The 18,170-nt window shown below is 62.4% G+C and carries 15 protein-coding genes and 1 riboswitch; of the genes, 6 read left to right on the plus strand and 9 right to left on the minus strand.

The annotated features are described in order from the left end of the window. Nucleotides 1–82 precede the first annotated feature (82 nt). Nucleotides 83–829, plus strand: a complete 747-nt coding sequence (locus tag KGA89_RS06690; protein ID WP_223470970.1) for a DUF3298 domain-containing protein — start codon at nt 83–85, stop codon at nt 827–829. On the opposite strand, the gene cytX is transcribed toward KGA89_RS06690, so the two are convergent. Together cytX and thiC are read right to left on the minus strand one after the other, a co-directional pair. Further along, on the minus strand, nt 798–2,090 hold the full coding sequence (gene cytX / locus KGA89_RS06695; RefSeq protein WP_223470971.1) for a putative hydroxymethylpyrimidine transporter CytX: 1,293 nt from the start codon (nt 2,088–2,090) through the stop codon (nt 798–800). The genes KGA89_RS06690 and cytX overlap by 32 nt on opposite strands. A gap of 171 nt (nt 2,091–2,261) precedes the next feature. Next, nucleotides 2,262–4,151, minus strand: coding sequence for a phosphomethylpyrimidine synthase ThiC (thiC, locus tag KGA89_RS06700; RefSeq protein WP_223470972.1), 1,890 nt, complete (start codon nt 4,149–4,151; stop codon nt 2,262–2,264). A gap of 175 nt (nt 4,152–4,326) precedes the next feature. Next, nucleotides 4,327–4,432: riboswitch (TPP riboswitch) on the minus strand. A gap of 174 nt (nt 4,433–4,606) precedes the next feature. On the opposite strand from thiC, the gene KGA89_RS06705 reads away from it, so the two are divergent. Then, the gene (locus KGA89_RS06705) at nt 4,607–6,046 is read left to right on the plus strand and encodes a TolC family outer membrane protein (protein WP_223470973.1); all 1,440 of its coding nucleotides are present in this window, start codon (nt 4,607–4,609) and stop codon (nt 6,044–6,046) included. A gap of 38 nt (nt 6,047–6,084) precedes the next feature. On the opposite strand, the gene waaA is transcribed toward KGA89_RS06705, so the two are convergent. Together waaA and KGA89_RS06715 are read right to left on the minus strand one after the other, a co-directional pair. Continuing rightward, nucleotides 6,085–7,365, minus strand: a complete 1,281-nt coding sequence (waaA, locus tag KGA89_RS06710; protein WP_223470974.1) for a lipid IV(A) 3-deoxy-D-manno-octulosonic acid transferase — start codon at nt 7,363–7,365, stop codon at nt 6,085–6,087. A gap of 22 nt (nt 7,366–7,387) precedes the next feature. Then, the gene (locus KGA89_RS06715) at nt 7,388–8,278 is read right to left on the minus strand and encodes a LysR family transcriptional regulator (RefSeq protein WP_003197154.1); all 891 of its coding nucleotides are present in this window, start codon (nt 8,276–8,278) and stop codon (nt 7,388–7,390) included. Between the two features lie 103 nt (nt 8,279–8,381). Here KGA89_RS06715 and KGA89_RS06720 point away from each other — a divergent pair, with 103 nt between their 5' ends. The 4 genes from KGA89_RS06720 to KGA89_RS06735 all read left to right on the plus strand — a co-directional run bounded on the left by KGA89_RS06720 (nt 8,382) and on the right by KGA89_RS06735 (nt 11,890). Then, on the plus strand, nt 8,382–8,714 hold the full coding sequence (locus tag KGA89_RS06720; RefSeq protein WP_003197153.1) for a DMT family transporter: 333 nt from the start codon (nt 8,382–8,384) through the stop codon (nt 8,712–8,714). A gap of 191 nt (nt 8,715–8,905) precedes the next feature. Beyond that, nucleotides 8,906–10,081 carry an NAD(P)/FAD-dependent oxidoreductase gene (locus KGA89_RS06725; protein ID WP_039013575.1) on the plus strand — a complete coding sequence of 392 codons (1,176 nt, stop codon included), beginning with the start codon at nt 8,906–8,908 and terminating at the stop codon, nt 10,079–10,081. After that, nucleotides 10,078–10,890, plus strand: a complete 813-nt coding sequence (locus KGA89_RS06730; RefSeq protein WP_223470976.1) for an aldo/keto reductase — start codon at nt 10,078–10,080, stop codon at nt 10,888–10,890. Before KGA89_RS06725 ends, KGA89_RS06730 begins: the two co-directional genes overlap by 4 nt. A 34-nt stretch (nt 10,891–10,924) precedes the next feature. After that, a complete protein-coding gene (locus KGA89_RS06735) occupies nt 10,925–11,890 on the plus strand; it encodes a metal ABC transporter ATPase (RefSeq protein ID WP_092146669.1) in 966 nt (321 codons plus the stop codon). A gap of 138 nt (nt 11,891–12,028) precedes the next feature. Here the strand turns inward: KGA89_RS06735 and hldE are convergent, their stop codons facing one another. The 5 genes from hldE to KGA89_RS06760 form a co-directional block, all read right to left on the minus strand. Then, nucleotides 12,029–13,450, minus strand: coding sequence for a bifunctional D-glycero-beta-D-manno-heptose-7-phosphate kinase/D-glycero-beta-D-manno-heptose 1-phosphate adenylyltransferase HldE (hldE, locus tag KGA89_RS06740; RefSeq protein WP_223470978.1), 1,422 nt, complete (start codon nt 13,448–13,450; stop codon nt 12,029–12,031). 99 nt (nt 13,451–13,549) lie between these two features. Next, the gene (gene cysC, locus KGA89_RS06745) at nt 13,550–14,158 is read right to left on the minus strand and encodes an adenylyl-sulfate kinase (RefSeq protein WP_223470979.1); all 609 of its coding nucleotides are present in this window, start codon (nt 14,156–14,158) and stop codon (nt 13,550–13,552) included. Next, the gene (locus KGA89_RS06750) at nt 14,151–14,855 is read right to left on the minus strand and encodes a sulfotransferase family 2 domain-containing protein (RefSeq protein ID WP_223470980.1); all 705 of its coding nucleotides are present in this window, start codon (nt 14,853–14,855) and stop codon (nt 14,151–14,153) included. Before KGA89_RS06750 ends, cysC begins: the two co-directional genes overlap by 8 nt. 225 nt (nt 14,856–15,080) lie before the next feature. Beyond that, on the minus strand, nt 15,081–16,886 hold the full coding sequence (msbA, locus tag KGA89_RS06755; RefSeq protein WP_223470981.1) for a lipid A export permease/ATP-binding protein MsbA: 1,806 nt from the start codon (nt 16,884–16,886) through the stop codon (nt 15,081–15,083). Nucleotides 16,887–16,901: 15 nt separating this feature from the next. Beyond that, nucleotides 16,902–18,074, minus strand: a complete 1,173-nt coding sequence (locus KGA89_RS06760; RefSeq protein ID WP_223470982.1) for an O-antigen ligase family protein — start codon at nt 18,072–18,074, stop codon at nt 16,902–16,904. Between the last annotated feature and the right edge of the window lie 96 nt (nt 18,075–18,170).

The raw sequence follows: 18,170 nt of genomic DNA on the forward strand, positions 1-18,170 counted from the left end.
TGAGCTTAGTGGCGAACTGATTGTCCTGCTGGCAGTCGAAGCGGGTAACTTTTCGCCTTTCCCTGTTCCATGAAGGACGCCCATGTCGCTTTTCAAAACTGCCTCCGTGGCCGCCATTGCCCTGACCCTGGGCGCTTGCCAAAGCCTGTTCCAACTCAACTACCGCGCACCGCTGGAAACCACCCGCGATGCGTCGGAACAACTGCAACAAGGTTGCGCCAGTGCCGACTGCCCGTTGGTGAACATCGATACCCTGCACTTCCCCACCGAGCCGGCCCTGGACGGCATCGTCGAAAAACGCCTGCTGCAAATGACCCGCACCACCCCGGACGCCCCGGTTGCGCCGACGCTTGCCGCCTATCGCGAGCAGTTCCTGCGCAACGCCGCGCCCCGCAACAGCAGCTATTTGCAGGCCAAGGTACGTGAGCAACATGACGGCCTGGTGATCATCGAATTGTCCAGCTACCTGGACACCGGCGGCGCCCACGGTACGCCGGGCCGTGGCTTCATCAACTATTCGCGCCAGCAACACAAGGTGCTGACACTGTCGGACATGCTGCTGCCGGGCCAGGAAGAAGCGTTCTGGAAAGCCGCCCAGGTCGCCCACAACAGTTGGCTGATCAGCACCAAGCTGGATCAGGAACCCGAGTTCCTGAAACAGTGGTCCTTCCAGAAAACCCCACACGTGGCGTTGACCTACGGCGGGGTGATCCTCAAGTACGAAGTGAGCACCATCGCGCCATACGCCCTGGGCCACATCGAATTGAAGATCGCTTACCCTCGCCTCAATGGCATCCTCAAGCCCGAGCTGTTCCCCGGCCGTAGCTGAAAGCCCGGCCCAGCAACAGTTGCAGCAACCCTGCCAGAATCAGCGACGGCAGGGTTGCGCCGATGTCCGGATAGAAGTTGGCCAGCAAGTGATAAGTGCTCACCCCACCCAACCAGGCCAACAGGGCCGACCAGCGCAACGCGGCTGACACCACTTGGCTGCTGCGTTTGCGCAGGATGAAGTGGTCCACCAGCACCACGCCGAACAGCGGTGCGAACACCGAGCCGATCAGCAACAGGAAGTTCTGGTATTGCGCCAACGGCGCGAAGCAGGCGATCAAGGTGCAGAGTACGCCGATCGCCAAGGCCAGGTGCTCGACCTTCAGCCCCGACAACATGCCACTGGAGACCGCCGCCGAGTGAATGTCGGCGAAGGCGTTTTCCGACTCATCCAGCAGAATCAGCAGCAACGGAATGCCCAACCCGGCGCCCGCCAGGGCCAGCAGCAGCGCATTGACTTCACCGCTTGGCGCGAACGCCAGAGTGTAGGCCACGCCCAGGCTCATCAGCCAGAAGTTACCGATGAAAAACCCCAACGCGGTGCCGCCAAACACATTTTTGGCGCGTTTGCCGAAACGCGAGTAGTCGGCGATCAGCGGCAACCACGACAGCGGCATCGCAATGGCGATATCAAACCCCACCGCCAACGGCATCGAGCCGTCGCCCGCCTGGGCCCACAGCGCTGCCAGGTCGGCCTTGGCAAACAGATTCCAGGTCAACCAGATACACGCCGCCAGCAGCAGCCAGATGCCCCACTTGCGCAGGACCTTGCGCACGAACGTCAACGGCCCGCTGACCGCGAGCAGGGTCGCCAGGGCGCCGAAGAACAGCGCCCACAGCAGTGGGTTGGAGCCCAGGCTGCCTTCGCTGAAGGCTCGGGCACCGAGCAGGCTGGCGGCATCACGCATGACGATGATTTCGAACGAGCCCCAGCCGATCAGCTGCAGCAGGTTCAACACCGCCGGCACACTCGCGCCCTTGCCGCCAAGGCTGAGCTTGAGGGCCGCCATGGCCGACAGGCCGGTGTCGCTGCCGATCACGCCGACGGCCGCCAGCAGCAGGACGCCCACCAGTGTGCCGAGGAAAATCGCCAGCAACGAACCGCTCAAGCCCAGGCCCGGCGCGAGCAAGGCGCCGACCTGCAAGACCATCAGGCCGATGCCCAGGGAGAACCACAGGGAAAACAGATCGCGGGCGCCGAAGACGCGCTTGTCCAGGGGGACTGCGGTGTCTGGGGAGTAGGTGCTGGGTTGGATGTTCAAGGGTTGTTGTCTCAGAGGGATATTTGTTGTTTTGGGGGCCGCTATCGCGAGCAAGCTCGCTCCCACAGGGGGCCTGCTGCGAACACAAATCTTGTGAACAACAGAAACCCACTGTGGGAGCGAGCTTGCTCGCGAGGGGGGCGGTGAAAACACCGCCCCCCTCAGCTCAAATCAGACTTTCTTGTAAAGCTGACTACCTTCCTTCTTGAACCGCTCTGCCTGCTCCGCCAAGCCTTGGGCGACATCGACATCCACCGCCTCGATGCGCTGGTTGGCCGCGTATTCGCGCACTTCCTGGGTGATTTTCATCGAGCAGAATTTCGGCCCGCACATCGAGCAGAAATGCGCGACCTTGGCCGAGTCCTTCGGCAGGGTTTCGTCGTGGTACGAGCGGGCGGTGTCCGGGTCCAGGCCGAGGTTGAACTGGTCTTCCCAACGGAACTCGAAACGCGCCTTGCTCAAGGCGTTGTCACGGATCTGCGCGCCCGGGTGGCCCTTGGCAAGGTCGGCTGCGTGGGCAGCAATCTTGTAGGTGATGATCCCGGTCTTCACGTCATCCTTGTTCGGCAAGCCGAGGTGTTCCTTCGGCGTGACGTAGCAGAGCATCGCGCAACCGAACCAGCCGATCATCGCCGCACCGATGCCGGAGGTGATGTGGTCGTAGCCCGGCGCAATGTCGGTGGTCAGCGGGCCGAGGGTGTAGAACGGCGCCTCGTCGCAGCACTCGAGCTGCTTGTCCATGTTCTCTTTGATCAGTTGCATCGGCACGTGGCCGGGGCCTTCGATCATGCATTGCACGTCGTGCTTCCAGGCGATCTTGGTCAGCTCGCCGAGGGTTTCCAGCTCACCGAACTGCGCTTCGTCGTTGGCGTCGGCAATCGAGCCCGGACGCAGGCCATCGCCCAGCGAGAAGCTGACGTCGTAGGCCTTCATGATTTCGCAGATGTCTTCGAAGTGGGTGTAGAGGAAGTTCTCTTTGTGGTGCGCCAGGCACCACTTGGCCATGATCGAACCGCCACGGCTGACGATACCGGTGACGCGCTTGGCGGTCATCGGCACATAGCGCAGCAACACGCCGGCGTGGATGGTGAAGTAATCGACGCCCTGCTCGGCCTGTTCGATCAGCGTGTCGCGGAACAGCTCCCAAGTCAGGTCTTCGGCCGCGCCGCCGACTTTTTCCAGGGCCTGGTAGATTGGCACAGTGCCGATCGGTACCGGCGAGTTGCGGATGATCCACTCGCGGGTTTCATGGATGTGCTTGCCGGTGGACAGGTCCATGACCGTGTCCGAACCCCAACGGATGCCCCAGGTCAGCTTCGCCACTTCTTCTTCGATGGACGAACCCAGCGCGCTGTTGCCGATGTTGCCGTTGATCTTCACCAGGAAGTTACGGCCAATGATCATCGGTTCCAGTTCGGTGTGGTTGATGTTGGCCGGGATGATCGCGCGACCACGGGCGATTTCGTCACGCACGAATTCCGGGGTAATGACTTTCGGCACGCTGGCGCCGAAGCTGTGGCCGGCGTGTTGCTGGTCCAGCAGGCCAGCGGCGCGGGCGACTTCCAGCTTCATGTTTTCGCGGATGGCGACGTATTCCATCTCGGCGGTGATGATGCCTTTGCGCGCGTAGTGCATCTGGCTGACGTTGGCACCCGGCTTGGCGCGACGCGGGTTGTTCACGTGGGCGAAGCGCAGCTTGGTCAACTCGGGGTCGGCCAGGCGTTCCTGGCCGAAGTTGGAGCTCAGGCCCGCCAGGCGCTCGGTGTCGCCACGGGCTTCGATCCACGAAGAGCGCACATCGGCCAGGCCTTTGCGCACGTCGATGATCACGTTCGGATCGGTGTAGGGGCCCGAGGTGTCGTACACCACGACCGGCGCGTTGATTTCGCCGCCGAAGTCGGTGGGGGTCACGTCGAGGCTGATTTCGCGCATGGGCACGCGGATATCCGGGCGGCTGCCCTGGACATAGATTTTTTGCGAGCGGGTAAAGGGCTGAACCGATTGCTGATCGACCTGGGCCGATTCACTCAGGTTGGTCGCGTTTTTTGATTTTGTCGTCATCACGGGCTCTCCAGACACACATCCAGGCAGTGGATTTTTGTCGGAGCGAACCTGTAACGAATGGACGCGTCCCAGCACGAAAGTGCGGACGCTGTGCTTGCTGCTCGAGCATGTTCGAAGATCGAAAGTCGATGGTCGAACAACATCCCGGACGAAGCACAAGAGGACTCGCCGGGTGACGAGAAATCTTGTTCCCTACGCAGGCGCTAACCTGATCAGGTTCAACGGGATCCGAAATTATTCGATCTCAGCCTCATAGCAAGGCACCCCGACAAGAACCCGGCCAGTCTAGACACAACCACGAGAGAACGCCATCACCAGGGCAAAAGGCGTGATGAATGGCGCATATACAGGATTGTTGCGGCGCGCAGGCGCAACTACACTCGCTACGCCGCGCACATCGATATGCGCACTCTCATTCGTGAACTCTCATTTTATAAAGCAGGGATAGCCTCATGCTGCGCAAACTTTCACTGGCCCTTGCCGTGTCTTGTGCGTCCAACGCAATGGCATGGGCTGCCGAAGCGCCCCTGACCACCAAAACCGATCTGGTGAGCGTGTATCAGGAAGCGGTGGACAACAACGCCGACCTGGCCGCGGCCCGCGCCCAGTATGGCGCCCAGAAGGAAGTGGTACCCCAGGCTCGCGCCGGGTTGTTGCCCAACCTTTCGGCCGGCGCCGACCTGAACAACACGCGTACCGAGCTTGACCAGCCGGCGATGACCGCCACCCGCAGCTCCACGGTTTACCAGGCGACGCTGTCCCAGCCGATTTTCCGCGCCGACCGCTGGTTCCAGCTCCAGGCGGCAAAGTCCGTCGACGAACAAGCGTCGCTGCAACTGTCGGCCACTGAACAGAACATGATCCTGCAAAGCGCCGAGAGCTACTTCAACGTGCTGCGCAGCCAGGACAACCTGGCCTCGACCAAGGCCGAGGAGGCCGCGTTCAAGCGCCAGCTCGACCAATCCAACGAACGCTTCGACGTAGGCCTGTCGGACAAGACCGACGTGCTGCAATCCCAGGCCAGCTACGACACTGCCCGGGCCAACCGGATCCTCGCCCAGCGCCAGGTCGACGATGCCTTCGAAGCCTTGATCACCCTGACCAACCGCCAGTACAACTCGCTCCAGGGCATCGTCCACACCCTGCCGATCCTGCCGCCAACGCCGAACGATGCCAAGGCCTGGGTCGACACGGCAGCCAAGCAGAACCTGAACCTGCTGGCCAGCAACTACGCCGTCGATGCCGCCGAGGACACCCTGCGCCAACGCAAGGCTGGCCATGCGCCGACCCTCGATGCGATAGCCCAGTACAAAAAAGGCGACAACGACGGCCTCGGTTTCACCAACCCGAACCCCACAGGCCAGCGTTATGGCGGCGATGCCGAGCAACGCACCATCGGCCTGCAACTGAGCATCCCGATCTACAGCGGCGGACTGACCAGCTCCCAAGTGCGTGAGTCCTACTCGCAGCTCACCCAGACCGAGCAGCAACGCGAAGGCCTGCGCCGGCAGGTGGTGGAAAACACCCGTAACCTGCACCGCGCGGTAAACACCGACGTGGAACAGGTCCAGGCCCGACGCCAGTCGATCATCTCCAACCAGAGCGCGGTGGAAGCCACGGAAATCGGCTACCAGGTGGGCACCCGCAACATCGTTGATGTGCTCGACGCCCAGCGTCAGCTGTACACCTCGGTGCGCAACTACAACAACGCCCGCTACGACTACATCCTCGACAACCTGCGTCTCAAGCAGGCGGCCGGAACGTTGAGCCCAGCGGACCTGCAGGACCTGTCGCGCTACCTCAAGCCCGACTACAACCCGGACCGCGACTTCCTGCCGCCGGACCTGGCCCAGGCGGCAGCGGCGCAATTGCGCTCACGGCCGGCGCAGTAATCAAGTGCCGATCGTTCCCACGCTCTGCGTGGGAACGATCACTGTCTGGCGAGCAACCGCCCCAACCCCTCCAGCAACCGCTGCAACGCACCCTGGTTGCGGCGCATCACCTTCAACCCCGCCTCGGCCATACGCTGGGCATCGCGGGGCAGTTCGAACAGGCGCTGTACCGCCAGGGCCAGGCTTTCGGCATCGTCCACTTCCGCCAGCGCACCGGCAGCGTGCAGTTGCGCGGCTATTTCGAGGAAGTTGAACAAGTGCGGCCCGCTGAGCACCGGTTTCGCCAGCGCCGCCGGCTCGAGCAGGTTGTGCCCACCGTTGGGCACCAGGCTGCCACCGACAAACGCGCTGTCGGCCAACGCATAGAGAAACAGCAATTCACCCATGGTGTCACCGAGCAACACCGAAGCCTGCGCGGTCACGGACTGGCCGCTGGAGCGCCGCACCGTGGCCAACCCTTCGCTTACACACAGTTGGTGCACTGCGTCGAAGCGCTCGGGATGACGCGGCACCAGGATCAGCAACGCATCGGGATAACTCTCGAGCAACCGACGGTGGGCGGCCAGCACCACTTCGTCCTCGCCTTCATGGGTACTGGCGGCGATCCACACCGGGCGCTCGGTTGCCTGCCACTGGCGGCGCAAGGCGCTGGCGTCTTCGAGCAGTTGCGGGTCGATGGTCAGGTCGAACTTGATGGAACCGGTGACTTCGACGGTTTCCGCCCGCGCGCCCAATTGGCGAAAACGCTCGGCTTCGGCTTCGGTCTGCACGGCGAACAGGCTCATCTCGGCGAGCATGGGCCGGGTGAGCTTGGGAAAGCGCCCATAGCCCCGCGCCGAGCGCTCCGACAACCGCGCGTTGGCCAGGGCCACGGGAATGCCGCGCCTGGCGCATTGGTGAATGTGGTTGGGCCACAGCTCGGTTTCCATGATCACCGCCAGGGACGGCCGGACCCGGTCGAGAAAACGCTTGGCGGCGCAGGGCAAGTCGTAAGGCAAATAGCAATGCTGGATGCGCGGCTCGTTGGCGAACAACGCCTGGATCCGCTCCGAACCGGTGGGCGTCATGCACGTGACCGTGATCGGCAGCTGTGGATAACGTTGCAGCAAGGCGCGGATCATTGGCGCGGCGGCGATGCTCTCGCCCACCGACACCGCGTGGACCCAGATGCCCCCAGGCACCATGACCGGCAGCCCCCAGGAGAACCGCTCGCCAATGCGCCGGGCATAAGCCGGCGCCTTGCGGGCCCGCAACCACAGCCGAATCGCTACCAGTGGCAGCCCCAGGTAAAACAACGCGCTATAGAGAGTTCTGTTCATGGCGGCGGAGTTTATCGGTTTTTCAGCCAATCGCCTGCAACTGCACGGCAAAACGTTCCGCCAGCCAACGCGCGGCCGGGCCCAGGGGTTCGTCGCGGCGCCAGACCAGTTCCACCACCAGGGCCGGCGGGGTCCATTCGCTGCTGAGTTCGACCATGTCGCCCAGGTACGCCGGGTATTGCACCACATGCCGAGGCAACCAGGCCCAGCCCAGGCCACTCCTCAGCCATTCGGCCAGCACATAGAAACTGTCGGCCCGCCAGACCTGCGGGCTGGCCTGCTCACTGCCGGGATAGACACTGGACTGGGTCGCCATCAACAACTGGCGATGCCGGGCCATTTCCCGGCAGGTCACATAAGCATGGTTCGCCAGTGGGTGGCCCCTGCCGCACACCGTCACCATCTCGACGCTGCCCAGCACCCGGCGCTCCAGCGCCTCGGGGATCTGGTCGTGATAGAACAGCAAGCCGAGGTCGGCGCGGCGCTCCACCAGTTTGCGCGCCACATCGCCTTGGGCGGCGCTGGCCAGTTGCACTTCGAGGGTGGGGAATTGCTCGGCCAGGGCCGCCAGGCTGTCGATGACCGGCTGATAGGGCATGGCTTCGTCCTGGGCCAGGCGCAGCGACGCTTCCTGCCCGCGCATCAGGGCCAGGGCCCGGCCATTGAGACGCTCGCACTGACGCAGCACTTCCCTGGCCTCTTCAAGCAAGGCTTCGCCAGCGTCGGTGAGCCTGGGCTGACGACCGCTGCTGCGCTCGAACAGGCTCACGCCCAAATCCGTCTCCAGCAACGCAATCGCACTGCTGATGGCCGATTGGGCCTTGCGCTGATCCCGGGCCACGGCTGAAAACGAACGTTTCTCGGCGACCCCGACAAATAGCCGCAATTGCTCCAGGTTCCACTGTACGTTCATGGCTCAACCTATCTCCACTACAGATAGGTAATGACTTTACCGCATCTGCCCCATCTCTAGAATGGCCCCATCGAAAGACGCAACCGTCGAAGAGGAACCGCTCATGAACGCCTACTACTACCTGGCCATCGCCATCTGCGCCGAAGTCATCGCCACCGTTTCAATGAAAGCGATCAAGGGCCTGAGCACACCTCTGCCTTTGCTGCTGGTCATCGTCGGCTACGGCACCGCATTCTGGATGCTGACGCTGGTGGTGCGCACCGTACCGGTGGGCGTGGCCTATGCGGTCTGGGCCGGGCTGGGGATCGTCATGGTCAGTGTGGCGGCGCTGTTCATCTACGGGCAGAAACTGGACGTGCCGGCGATGCTGGGGATGGCGTTGATTGTTCTCGGGGTTGTCGTGATCCAACTCTTTTCCAAGACTGCCGGGCACTAACAAGAGTCAGAAACTATGGGAACAAGGCTTGTGTGGGAGCAAGGCTTGCCCGCGATGACGGCTCTGCGGTCTTAAAGAAATCGAGTTGCCTGTATCGCGAGCAAGCTTTGCTCCCACAGGTTGATCGCCAACAAATTCCCTCTGCATCGAGTCTGTATACTGCGCCCTCGTCTTGAACACTGAGGTCGCTCATGCCATCCGTTATTTCCACCGACATTCTGATTGTCGGCGCAGGCGTCGCCGGCCTCTGGCTGAATGCACGCCTGCGTCGCCAGGGTTTTTCGACCGTGCTGGTGGAAAGCGCCAGCCTCGGCGGCGGGCAGAGTGTCAAATCCCAGGGCATCATCCATGGCGGCGCCAAGTACGCCCTGCACGGCGCCCTGACCGGTGCCTCGGAGGCCATCGCCGACATGCCGCGTCGCTGGCGTGAGGCCCTGAAAGGTGAAGGTGAGCTGGACCTGTCCGGCGTGCGCATGCTGTCCGATGCCCATTACCTCTGGTCCCCCGGCACCCTGGCCGGCAACCTCACCAGTTTCTTTGCCAGCAAGGCCGTGCGCGGGCGGGTCGATCAGGTCAAGGGCGATCAGTTGCCACCGGCCCTGCAAGACAAGCGCTTCAAGGGCAAGGTCTATCGCCTGGCCGAGCTGGTGGTGGACGTGCCGAGCGTGATCGCGCGCCTGGCGGAACTGGCCGGCGACAGCTTGCTGGCCGGGCAGCACATCGAACCGCTGCGCGAAGGTGGCGAGCTGATCGGACTCAAGGTCGATGGCCGCGAGATTCGTGCCCAGCGCATTGTCCTCAGCGCCGGGGGCGGCACCGCCGACCTGCTCAGCGCCCTGGGCCTGGACCAGCCAGCCATGCAGCGCCGACCGTTGCACATGGTCCTGGTCAAGGGCCCCAGCCTCAAGCCGCTCTACGCCCATTGTCTGGGCGGCGGACCGAAGCCGCGCGTCACCGTGACCACCCACCCGGCGGCCGATGGCCAATGGGTCTGGTACGTGGGTGGCGATCTGGCCGAAGGTGATGGCGTGACCCGCGAGCCTGCCGCGCAGATCGCCGCCGCCCAGAAAGAACTCGGCCAATTGTTGCCTTGGATTGACCTGAGCACCGCGCACTGGGCCACGCTGCGGGTTGACCGCGCCGAACCGTTGCAGTCAGGCCTGACCCGCCCGGACAACGCCTTCCTCGCCGAACAGGATCGCCTGCTGGTGGGCTGGCCGACTAAATTGGCCCTGGCGCCGGACTTCGCCGATCGGGTGGTCAATGCCCTGCAACGCGATGGTATCCAGCCAAGCCACCCGGCCCCACTGCCGGACCTGCCGAAGCCGCCCATGGGCGTCCCTGCCTGGGAGCAACTGCTGCCATGAGCCAACCGACCCTGCATGACCTCTATCGCCCCCTGGGCCATGACGGCCCGCGGGTCTCCCCCCTGGGCCTGGGCACCGTCAAGCTCGGTCGCGACCAAGGCGTCAAATACCCCAACGGCTTTCAGATCCCCGATGACGACGAAGCGCGCATGTTGCTCAAACTGGCGCGCGACCTGGGTATCAACCTGATCGACACCGCGCCGGCCTATGGCCGCAGCGAAGAGCGCCTCGGCCCGCTGCTGCGCGGCCAACGCCAGGACTGGGTGATTGTCAGCAAGGTCGGCGAAGAATTCAGCAACGGCCAATCGCGCCACGACTTCAGTGCCGCCCATACCCGATTTTCGGTGGAACGCAGCCTCAAGCGCCTGGAAACCGACTATATCGACCTGGTCCTGGTACATTCGGATGGCAACGACCTGGCGATCCTCAACGACAGCGAGGTCTACCCGACCCTGGCGGCGCTCAAGCGCGAGGGCAAGATCGGCGGCTTCGGTTTTTCCGGCAAGACCGTCGACGGTGGCTTGAAAGCCCTGGAGCAAGGCGATTGTGCGATGGTCACCTACAATCTGAACGAACGAAACGAAAAGGCTGTCATTGACTACGCCAGCGAACACGGCAAAGCGATCCTGGTGAAGAAAGCCCTGGCCAGTGGTCACGTCTGCCTGAGCCCCGGGGTAGACCCGGTTCGCGCCAGCTTCGAACTGTTGTTTGAGCATCCTGGTGTCGCCAGTGCTATTGTCGGCACCATCAATCCGCTGCACCTCGCCCATAACGTCGCGACCGTAGCCAAGGTCCTGCGTAAAAACTGACGCCGCCCTACGCGGCCTTAAGGAAGGAGCCGACATGCCGCGTACGCTCATCAGAAAGAATCCCAGCAACTTCAAGACCCTGCCCCTGTTCGTCGAAGCGACACCCGAAGGCCTGACTTACCAGAGCGTCGGGATGCCGCTGAATTTCGCCCAGACCCTGCAGCGCCGCCGCCCGGTAGCCGTGGCCGATACCGAGCGTTTTTCCCTGGAGTTGGCAAACCTGGGCGTATCCGTGCGCCTGACCCTGCATTGGCAGAACCGCGACTATTGGGTACTGGTGCGCCAACGTCGGCAGGATCGCGGCGATGTGGTGCTCAAGCTGATTTCCGGCTACGTCCCGGCCCACGAGCTGAACCTGCCGCTGCTCACCGCCATCAGCGAAATTGCCGAAGAATGCCTGCTGGAAACCCCGGAAGGCTGGCTCGGAGGGCGTTTCAACGACACCTGGCTGCCGGCCCCCTACGCCACGGCCCTGCATTACCGCGAAGCCTTGCCGTTTCGGCTGACGCCACTCTCGGGCTCGGCCCGCCCGGTGCGCAGCGCCAACCTGCAACTGATCGAGCGACCACGGGCCTACGTGCACCTGCCGACGGCATCGCTGCAACTGATTTATGACTTGCGCCTGGATGTGCCCAAGGAAGCCAAGTCCCTGAGCCTGTTTCACGTCGATGAGCGTCTGGAAGGCGACCAGTTGGTCGCGCGCCTGGACCGCAAGCGACCTGATCTTTACTTGATGCCGCTACAGGACGGCCAACCCATGCCCGAGCTGTATACCTTGAAAAAGGACCAGCTGTACCCGGCCAGCACGCGCGGGCTCTACCTGGCGGAGAGCTTTGCCAAGCAGGACGGCTGGCTGGTGCGAGACGAGCGGATTCGCTGGAAGGACTGGCTGCGCCAACAAGGGCTGACGCCACCGGGCAAGGAGTCAGGCCTGACCCGACTCAAGGGCAAGGCCCGGCAATTGCTCAAGAAGATCGTGCCGCGCAAGGCGGCTCGCTAGTTACAGCAATTGGGCAAATGTTCCAGATATAGAACTGTGGCGAGGGAATTTATCCCCGCGGGGCGGTGCGACGTTTCGCTAAATCCCCTCGCCACAAAAGCTCCCCAACCACAGAGGTCCGCTCGACCGTGAAACAGCTCAGTGATTGCGGATCTTTTCCACAATCGCCGTCGTCGAGCTGTTTTCCACCAGCCCCAACACCTTCACGGTGCCGCCGTAGGCGGTGACGATGTCCGCACCCACGACCTGATCAATCCCGTAGTCCCCGCCCTTGACCAGCACATCCGGCTTGACCTGGCGCAGCAGGTTTTCCGGCGTGCCCTCGCTGAAGCTGATCACCCAGTCCACCGCGCCCAGGCCGGCCAGGACCGCCATGCGCCGGTCGACGCTGTTGATCGGACGCCCAGGCCCTTTGAGACGGCTCACGGACGCATCGTCATTGACCGCCACGATCAGGCGATCGCCCTGGGCCCTGGCCTGCTCGAGGTAGGTCACGTGGCCCGCGTGCAGAATGTCGAAGCAGCCGTTGGTGAAGACGATTCGTTCATTGTGGGCACGGGCGTCGTCAACGGCCAGCAGCAGTTGCTCCAGGCCCAGAACGCCGCGCTCGGAGCCTTCCTCGCGCTGGATGGCGCGACGCAACTCGGGGGCGCTGATAGCCGCCGTGCCGAGCTTGCCGACGACAATGCCTGCCGCCAGGTTCGCCAGGGCGACCGCATGGGGCAACTCCTCGCCGGCAGCAATCGCCGCGGCCAGGGTGGAAATCACGGTGTCGCCAGCGCCCGTCACGTCGAACACTTCACGGGCACGGGCCGGCAGGTGCAACGCAGGGTGATCGGGGCGCAACAGGGTCATGCCATGCTCGCCACGGGTCACCAGCAAGGCGCCGAGGTCGAGGTCTTGCATCAGTTGCGCGCCTTTGCTCACCAGTTCGTGCTCATCGGCACAACCACCAACGATGGTTTCGAATTCACTGAGATTCGGCGTGATCAGGCTGGCACCACGGTAGATGGAGAAATCCTTGCCCTTGGGATCGGCCAGGACCGGAATGCCACGGGCACGCGCGGCCTGGATCAGCGACTGGTGGTTTTTCAACGCGCCTTTGCCGTAGTCCGACAACACCAGCACCTTGATGCCTTCAAGCAGGTTGTCGACCTCGGCACCGAGGGCCAGCGGATCGGTGGCGAAAGGTTCTTCGAAGTCGATGCGCAGCAGTTGTTGGTGACGGCTCATGACCCGCAGCTTGACGATGGTCGGCTGGTGCGCAATGCGCTGGAATATCGCACGCACGCCCGCGCCCTTGAGGCTGTTGGTCAGGCTGTCGGCAGCCTCGTCGTCGCCGGTCACGCCCACCAGGGAAGCCGGAGCGCCGAGGGCGGCGATGTTCAGGGCAACGTTGGCGGCACCACCGGGGCGATCCTCGATGTGCTCGACCTTGACCACCGGTACCGGCGCCTCAGGGGAAATCCGTGAGGTACCGCCATGCCAATAGCGGTCGAGCATGACATCGCCGACCACCAATACAGGGGCTTGATCGAATCGCGGCATGGACAACTTCATGGAGCATCCCACATACAAAATGAACAGGGCGGGGATATTAGCACAGGGCGAACGAAGGCTTGTCCATGGCTGCAACGCGAAGCCAGGATGTGTGCTCGATCAGATTTGCAGCAACGCCGATAGTCGCGAACAAGCCTGGGCCAGCTCCACCTCACTGGTGTTGATCTCACAGTCCGGCGCAAGCGGCGCCTCGTAGGGACTGTCGAGCCCGGTGAAGTTCTTGATCCGCCCGGCACGGGCCTCGCGGTACAACCCCTTTGGGTCACGCTGGGCACAGACGTCGAAAGGGGTACTCACATAAACCTCCACGAAGGTGCCCTCGGGGAACAGCTGTCGGGCCGCTTCCCGGTCAGCACGAAACGGCGAAATGGCCGCAACGATGACGATCAGGCCGGCGTCGACCATCAAGCGCGCCACCTCGGCAATGCGGCGGATATTTTCCTTGCGGGCCTCGGCATCCATGCCCAGGCCCCGGCACAACCCCTGGCGCAGGTTGTCGCCGTCGAGCAGGGCGGTGTGCAGACCCATCTGGTTGAGCTGCACTTCCAGGGCATTGGCCAGCGTCGACTTGCCCGCCCCCGACAGCCCGGTCAGCCAGACGCAGCGGGGGCGCTGGGCTTTGATGGCGGCCCGATCCTCGGACGTGAGCGCCTGCGTACAAGGACGAATCTGAATCTGTTGCATCGATATCTTTGACGTTTCATTCATAACCAAGCATCTCGTAGTCACGTTGGTACACCCGCCGTACCAGCCGACGGGTCCGTACCGAGCAGATTTCCCTTACCGGCACCGCAGCGCGCTGCTGGGTGCGGTTCACATGGGGCAACGTCGCAGCCAGTCCCAGATGCTCGCACACCCGCTCATAGTCCCTGTCCAGGTACTCCTGATAACCGATGAAGTCCATCGCCAGATGGCCGAGGGAATCGGTGAGGAAATCTGTCTGGGCAGCGAAATGCAATTGCCGGGTGATGTTCTCCGGGTGCAGCCAGCGCGCAACGAAATCATCGAAGTCGCGGTATTGGCCGACCAGTTTCTGAGCCGCATGATCGCGCAACCCCAACGTGTTGCCCCGCAGAAAAGCATAGGCCGAATATGCACGTTCCAGCGGATCACGAACAAAGGCAAACTTGAAACTGGCGGCGTACTGCCGCGCGAACTGCTCTTCGTACCAATACAACGGCAGGTGGCCCGGGCTGTAGCCATCGAAAAGCCCCACGCAAATACTGCTGCCGGCGCATTTGGGCACATGGATGAACAGGCAGCCGCGCTGGGCGAAAGCTTCGGGGAAACGGCAATTGGCCGACATCGATTTGTTCACGACCTGCCGATCGACAACCGACAGGCGCCCCAACAGAAAGGAGCGCTGCGATTTGGGCAGTAGCTTCCACAGATAACGTTGCAGCATGCACGTCCCCGCGCGAGAGGGATGGCCCCCTCGATGATTGAAGTTGGTCCAGGAAAATCCTGTGGCCAGATTTTAGCAGTCACGGGGCGCAGATTTATTGTGGGTTGGTCAAGGCAGGTAAGGATTTCGATACAAACCCTGTGGGGCGGGGCCTGCTCGCGATGACACAGGCACATTCAACATCACCGGCCCAAGCACACAGCTATCACAACCTGGTGTCCGAACTCAGGCGATATTCTGGGCAGGGGCGTCCAGTCCCATGGCATGAAGACGCGAGTAGTAGCCATTCTGCGCCAGGAGTTCGCCATGGGAACCCCGCTCAACGATACGGCCCTGGTCCATCACCAGGATCATGTCGGCTTTTTCGATGGTCGACAGACGATGCGCGATGACCAGGGTCGTACGACCTTTCATGACCTGGTCCAGCGCGGCCTGGATATGCCGTTCGGACTCGGTGTCCAGCGCCGAGGTGGCCTCGTCGAGGATCAGCAGCGGCGCGTTCTTCAACAACGCCCTTGCAATGGCCAGGCGCTGGCGCTGGCCGCCGGACAGCAGTACGCCGTTTTCGCCCACCTCGGTGTCCAGGCCATTGGGCAATTGCTCAATGAAGTCCATGGCATAGGCATCCCGGGCCGCCTTTTCAATATCCGCCCGTGGCGCACCGGCCAGGTCGCCGTAGGCGATATTGTTGGCCACCGTGTCATTGAACAGCGTGACATGCTGGGTCACCTGGGCGACATGACGACGCAGGTTGCGCAGGCGGTAGTCTTCGATTTCCACGTCGTCGAGCAGGATCTGGCCGACCTCATGGTGATAGAAGCGCGGGATAAGGCTCGCCAGGGTCGACTTGCCGCTGCCCGAACGGCCCACCAGTGCAATCATCTGCCCGGGTGCCGCGGTGAAGCTGATGTCCTTGAGCACCTCGCGATCAGCGCCGGGGTAGGTAAAGCTCAGGTTGCGCACATCGAGACGACCGCTGACCCGCTCCTGCTCGACCGTCCCCCTGTCGACCTCCGGCTCGACATCCAGTTGTTCGAAGATGCTTTCGGCACCGGCCACGCCTTTCTGGATGGTGGAGCTGACTTCCGAAAGCTGCCGAATCGGCTTGGGCAGCAAACCAGCGGCCGTGATGTAGGCCACAAGGTCACCCGCCGTCGCGTCGCCGCGCAGGAACAGCACCAGGAACATCAGGGCGGCCATGGCGGTGTAGATCACCAGTTGCAGCATCGGCGTATAGACCGCGCCGGTGCGAGTCATGCGCAATTGCTTGTCGGTATTGCCCTGGCTGGCGTTGGTAAAACGTTGCTCTTCATAGGCCTCGCCGCCGAAGCTGCGCACCACGCGGTAGCCCTGGATGGTCTCGGAAGCAACGTGGGTCACGTCGCCCATGGCCACCTGGATCTTTTTGCTCTGCTTGCGGAATTTCTTGCTGGTGCTGCTGACCATGACCGCGATCAGCGGCAGGATCGCCAACATCACCAGGGTCAGCTTCCAGTTCATCCACACAAGGTAGGCAAAGAGGAAGACCACGGAGAGACCTTCGCGGATCACCACCTTGATGGCATCGGTGGCGGCACCGGTGACCATGGTCACGTTGAAGGTGATCCGGGAAATCAGGTGGCCGGAATTGTGGGTGTCGAAATAGCGATTTGGCAGCACCAGCAACTTCTTGAACAACTCGACCCGCAGGTCGTGCACCAGCCCCAGGGAAACCTTGGCCAGGTAATAGTTGCCCAGGAACGACCCCAGACCCTGCCAGGCAGCGATCAGGACGATCAGCAGCGGCACTGCCATCAGCAATTTCAAGTCTTTGAGATACGGCACGTTGGGAAAGAGCACCGCATCGGGGTTGCTCAAGCCGTCGACGAAATATTTGAGAATCCCGGCCAACATGGGCTGGGTCGAAGCAAATATCACGAAACCCACGATACTCAGCAGGAAAATGCCCGCGTAGGGTTTGACGTATCCCAGCAACCGAAAATAGATCTTCAGGCTGGAATCCTGTTCCGCTTTGGGCGGTGCGTCACTCATCGTCGGGCTCACTGGTTAGGAAGAACGCGGAATTTTATCACAGCCACCGGAATTGGCCCGCGCCCAGGTCAAAACGCCGGCCAGGCCAATCGGCAACCAGGTAATGAACCATTCTGCGCGGGGGGTTCCGGTCAGGCTCGCAGCGTCGAACTGCATCGCCAGGAACGAAAACACCCACATACCAAGCACGCCCCGGCCCAGCAGGCTGTCACGGGCACGCCAGGCTTCGCGCAACACGGCGAACCAGACGATGCACCACAACAACAACCCCGGCAGCCCGAGTTGGATGGTGACGTGGCTGAACAGATTGTGGGCATGATCGAACTTGATACCGTGACTGGTAATCCGGTAGTCGGCCGCCAAGCCAAGACCGCCCCATGGGCGTTCGGCAATCATGTGCAGGCTCGACATGAAAATCTCGGGACGATAGGAAGCACCGCGCGCCATGACCAACGGCTCGAGCAGCCAGAAGGTCAGCATCGCCAACACCAGGGCCATGGCGGCGATAATCCGGGCACGCTGGTCCCGACAGTAAATTGGCATGGCCAGCACGCTAAGCAGCAAGGCCAGTGCAGCGCCGCGGCTCTGGCTCGCGACCACGAAGACGGCCAACACGCCCAGCGCTACCGCCCAAAGCACTTGCAGCCCGATATGACGCGGCATCCAGTGCAGCAACCAGATAGCCGCCAATCCGATCACGTAGCCGCCGAGGATCGGATGGGACAATTCCCCCAGCCCTTCCAGGCGAGCATCCCAGCGATGGTTCGCATACCCGTAGAAATGGACGATGGCCATCAAGGCCGTCAGCGCGAGCCCCAGGCCACCCCATTGCATGATACGAATCACACGCTCGGGCTGGCCGTCGGCAAAGATCGGGAAAAACATCAGGAACACCAGGATGTAGAGCAGTCGCTTGGCTTCACGGGTAGGCTCTGCCACCTCGGCCCACAACAATGTGACCAACGCCCAGAGCATCAACGCCAGCAATGCCGTGTAGATCACCCTTTGGGCGCGCCACAACTCCAACAGCCGATGCCGGGCAGGCCACGCGAGGAGGATTACCGGCAACCAGGCGAATGCAACCAACCCCTGCTGATAGACTTTGTTCGTCGGCGCCAGGGCTATCGCCAGCAAAAACCATAACAAGCCAAAGGCCATCCACCCCTGCGCCCAACGTGTCGCCTGCATCTATCGCTCCTAAACGGTGTACCTGCCAAACCGGCATGGTGAAAACAAAAACTTTTGGGCATCATGGCCCGCCACGGCACCGGTTCTTTCAACAAG

The sequence above is a fragment of the Pseudomonas sp. A-RE-22 genome, from assembly GCF_019956035.1.
GTDB lineage: Bacteria > Pseudomonadota > Gammaproteobacteria > Pseudomonadales > Pseudomonadaceae > Aquipseudomonas > Aquipseudomonas brassicacearum.